The following is a 4564-nucleotide window of genomic DNA, read 5'->3' on the forward strand; positions in this document are numbered from 1 at the left end:
CACAATTTCTTAGTTCTAAATGAATCCGACGATAACCATAATTTCCCTTGTGTTCGGTAAAAATGGATTGAATTTCAGCTTTAAGCTCTTGGTCCTTATCTGGTTTGTTTAGCTGTTTCAAGTGATAGTAGTAGGTAGAACGAGCGAGTTTAATGGCTTTTAGAAGAATATCTAACGAAAAATCAGCGATTAATTCTCGAACAATTTCCGTCTTTCTTCTTTCTCTTTTTCCTCCTTCAATCGGAGTTCTCTCAACTTTTTTAGAATGGCATTCTCCGCTCTTAGGTATTGCAGCTCTTCTTGTAGACGCTCTAACTCTGTCAATTCCTCAGGCTTTTTCTTCGGTTTACGTCCCATTTTAGATGGTCTCCCTCTTGTTTTCTCAACAATAGTATACCCGTTTTTCTTATATTGTGCCAGCCAATTTGAAAGCATTCCTTGGTTTGGGAGAGCATAATCAAGGCTGACACTTCTACGTGAACGACCTTCAAGTAAGACTTTATCAATCATTTCTTGTTTTAGTTCTGGAGAATAATAACAATTCTTACCTTTCTTGACAATCTCTATTCCATAACGGTCAATTAATTTCACCATGTACTTTAGCCCAGAAAAATCTACATCAAATCTTTTTGAAAGCTCCTTGAAGCTATGACCTTGATTCCTAAGTGAATAGATCTGAACTTTATCCTCATAAGTTAATTTCATAATAAAATACCCCCAAAGTTAGATTTTTTCTGTCTAACTTTGGGGGTGCAGTTCAGTCTTACTTAGTACTTTTTTATTTTTCATTTTGCCTAGCCTAATTATCCCTGCAAATTCTTCTATCGCTCTGCTGCAATATTAGAACTAAAATTAAAATTAACTATATCATTATTCGAATCAAGGTCTAAATTCATAAAATAATGATTCCAAAAGAATTCATTGTTACCTGCTCCCCACTGCACGCCATAATGACCCAAATATTCATCTCTTGGCTCGCTTGGAGTCAGCCATATTTTTTTCCCAAATACTTTCGTGAACTCGTTTTCGTCAAGCTTCTTTAGCAAATCTATACCATCTATATTATATGAAATTCCATATTTTTTGGAAACAGCTGTGCACTCAGAATCGAAGCAAACCTGCGTAACTACACAGTCCTTCAGCTCCGTACTCTTCCTCTTATCTCCGTAAACACCTATACATCCGAGAACTACATTCTTCTTTACAAGAAGATAGGTAGATCGCGTAACTGCTGAGTCATATGACTTAAAGCCGTTTGGTACGCTAACCCCAGCTCCTTGGTATTTAGTATAGCTTCCCGTTGTCAAAAGCTCGTTATAATTAGGATAATCATGTCTACCATTTGACACATAAATTTCAAACCCCTTGTCTATCAAATCCGAAATCTTAGTCTCTGTAAGATGAATTTCAGTTCCGTCAATTTTAAGTGGAGGTGAGTTATCAGGTAGACCTATAAATATATATACAAACATCAAAAACACGAATATCATAAGCACTGCAACGATACTCATCCAAGATTTCCCGGTTCTCCTTCGTGCATTGAAAAGCGACATTATAGAAGGCGTGATTATAGCAGCACCAATTGGCGCCGCCCCATGACGGAACATGCTCATGACCTTAAAGGCAATTACAGCGCTAATTAGTATTAAAAATATGTGCACTGCATACTCTCCTACGCTTAGCTTACTCGTCCTAGTCTGATTATTTGCTGGGGCATCGTACACTGGAACACCGTTCTCAAAGGTGTTCTTCATTCTAAAACGCAGCCAAAACAATATTCCAATAAACACAAATGCCAAGAACACTAGCATTCCGATAAAAACTAATTTTTCCATCTGTAACCTTTTCTCTGACCTAATTATCGTCCATCAAAATTCATATCTAGTCTACCACATTTTGAAATTGTTTTACAATATTTACATACTTGTGCACGAATCAAAAATGTATACAAGCTTTTCAGAGTATTTATTCTTTACACCTCTTTTCCGCTATGTTAAAATTGTATTAAGTTTAATACTTGTTTTATTCTAAACGTGCGCATCATTTTAACGCAAAAAACAAATTTAATTTCGTTGTTTCTGTAGTTAACTTTTTTATCGAAGTAATTCAGGAGTCCTATATTCAATATTAGGATGCATTAATCAAAGAGGTAACATCAGTAGAATCCGAAAATAAAATATTTACTTGGATTTGTGATGTTGCGAATTAGAATTCAATGAAAAGTTAGGGATTGTTTTAGATGTATTTACCAACAGTGACTTTAATAATCTTAACTCTATTTGTCCTTACTGTAATAAAAAAATCCTTAAACCAAATGAAAAAATAAGCTTCGCTAAACCGTACTTAATCAATGAATGGGTGAAATAACTTAACGGAGATATTGACACTTTCTTTTATGATTCAAATATAATAGTTGATTGGATTTGTCGTAAATGTCACAGGAGTTATAAAACGAAAATTTCTGAACGCTCCGAAAACGACCAATGTTGCCCATATTGTTCATTTAAAAAGACTGCAAAAAAGGTATAACGATCTTGAAACAACACATCCTTGGTTAATTAAAGAATGGTCTACTATATTAAATAAACAAGAAATGTCTTCAGTAAGAGTTAATTCAACATATACCGCATGGTGGAAATGTCCTGTATGCACTGGAGAATATCAGCAAGTCATTAAAGAAAAATTTTACAGAGAAAATTCTTGTCCATATTGTAGGAATCAAAAAGTTTTAAAAGAATTTAACGACTTGGCAACAACTCAACAAAGTCTAATGAATGAGTGGGATTATTTGAATAACCTCCTAATAGCAAGTCCAACTGAAATCACAGAGTTGAGTAATATGTCTGTATGGTGGATATGTCAGGAAAATCCAGAACATCGTTATAAAATTCAACTTAAAGAAAGAATGGCATACAGAAAACGAAATAAAAAGGCATGTTCGATTTGCAAAGGTTACAGAAGAAAGCAAGAACATTTTATACAGTTTAAAAAAGATATAAAAAAATAAGAACACTTTAAGTAAAGTGTTCTTATTTTGTCAAAATGTACATTTGAAAAGTTTTTAGTTTTCACTTAGATAAAGTACATATTACAGTAGATGGACAGCTTTTAAAATTTCCAGTATTCACTTAAATAAAGTACATAATTAAGAATAATTAGCTCTAAAAAAATTTTTGGTTAAAAATTTAATTGTATAGCTTATTTGAACATTCCTAAATCTCCCCTATAACATCTTTCCGAAAAACTATAATTTTCTTGAAAAATATATCTAGCTATGCTATACTACTAGTATAGAAAGATTTGGAGAAAAACATGAAACGCGAGATCTTATTAGAACGAATCGATAAACTCAAACAAGTCATGCCCTGGTATGTTCTGGAATACTATCAATCGAAACTGGCTGTTCCATACAGTTTTACGACCTTGTACGAATACTTAAAGGAATACGATCGATTTTTCACCTGGGTCTTGGAATCTGGTATATCAGATGCTGATACCATGTCTAATATTCCCTTAGACGTTCTGGAACACATGACCAAGAAAGACATGGAATCTTTTATTCTTTACTTACGTGAACGCCCTTTGCTTAATGCTAATACAACTAAAAATGGTGTCTCTCAAACAACCATTAACCGTACACTTTCTGCACTTTCTAGTCTTTATAAGTATTTGACTGAGGAGGTTGAAAATGATCAAGGTGAACCTTATTTCTATCGCAATGTCATGAAGAAGGTTGCTACCAAGAAAAAGAAAGAAACCTTGGCTGCGCGAGCTGAAAATATCAAGCAAAAGCTCTTTTTAGGTGATGAAACAGAGGGATTTTTGAATTATATAGATGAGGAATACCCTAAAACTCTCTCAAATCGAGCCTTATCGTCCTTTAACAAGAATAAGGAGCGAGATTTAGCGATTATCGCACTCCTTCTTGCCTCTGGTGTCCGTCTTTCTGAAGCAGTTAACCTAGATCTTCGAGACCTCAATCTTAAGATGATGGTGATTGAAGTCACTCGAAAAGGCGGAAAACGAGATTCGGTTAATGTTGCTGCCTTTGCTAAGCCTTATTTAGAGCAATATCTTGCTATTCGAGACAAACGATATAAGACAGAAAAAAAGGATACAGCCCTCTTTCTAACCTTGTATCGAGGGGTTCCAAACCGTATCGATGCTTCTAGTGTTGAAAAGATGGTGGCAAAGTATTCTGAAGATTTCAAAGTCCGAGTGACACCCCACAAACTACGCCATACGCTTGCAACACGTCTATATGATGCAACCAAATCCCAAGTTTTGGTCAGCCACCAGCTAGGACATGCTAGCACACAAGTCACTGATCTCTATACCCATATCGTCAATGATGAACAAAAGAATGCTCTGGATAGTTTATAAGATACATAAAATAAATTATGTAAAATACAACTCAAAAAAGAAGATGGTCAAACAACCCAATGTCATTAAGTTAAGAAATTCAAATACAATTCTGTATTTGGGTTTCTTTTTTTATGTGCTAAACTGATAGTTAAGGAGGTACTTCCCATGATAAAACAGATAAAAGCCCACTTGAATAAGA

General features: G+C 34.6%; 4 protein-coding genes and 1 pseudogene. 3 read left to right on the forward strand and 2 right to left on the reverse strand.

Annotation, left to right across the window (positions count from 1 at the left end; translation table 11 throughout):
* Together QM374_RS10560 and QM374_RS10565 are read right to left on the reverse strand one after the other, a co-directional pair.
* Positions 1 to 705 (reverse strand): annotated as a pseudogene (locus QM374_RS10560) (IS3 family transposase); the annotation flags it as partial.
* Positions 706 to 821: 116 nt separating this feature from the next.
* Positions 822 to 1835: a hypothetical protein gene (locus QM374_RS10565; protein ID WP_414311718.1), complete on the reverse strand. Its 1014-nt coding sequence runs from the start codon at positions 1833 to 1835 to the stop codon at positions 822 to 824.
* Positions 1836 to 2421: 586 nt separating this feature from the next.
* Between QM374_RS10565 and QM374_RS10570 the strand changes: the two genes are divergently transcribed.
* The 3 genes from QM374_RS10570 (at position 2422) to xerS (ending at position 4383) form a co-directional block, all read left to right on the forward strand.
* A complete protein-coding gene (locus tag QM374_RS10570) occupies positions 2422 to 2529 on the forward strand; it encodes a hypothetical protein (RefSeq protein WP_414311720.1) in 108 nt (35 codons plus the stop codon).
* A 28-nt stretch (positions 2530 to 2557) separates the two neighbouring features.
* Positions 2558 to 3007 carry a zinc-ribbon domain-containing protein gene (locus tag QM374_RS10575; protein ID WP_414311721.1) on the forward strand — a complete coding sequence of 150 codons (450 nt, stop codon included), beginning with the start codon at positions 2558 to 2560 and terminating at the stop codon, positions 3005 to 3007.
* Positions 3008 to 3312: 305 nt separating this feature from the next.
* Entirely contained in the window at positions 3313 to 4383 is a 1071-nt protein-coding gene (gene xerS, locus QM374_RS10580) for a tyrosine recombinase XerS (protein WP_414311719.1), read from the forward strand.
* Positions 4384 to 4564: the final 181 nt, after the last annotated feature.

It is taken from the genome of Streptococcus infantis (assembly GCF_047465525.1).
Lineage (GTDB): Bacteria > Bacillota > Bacilli > Lactobacillales > Streptococcaceae > Streptococcus > Streptococcus infantis_R.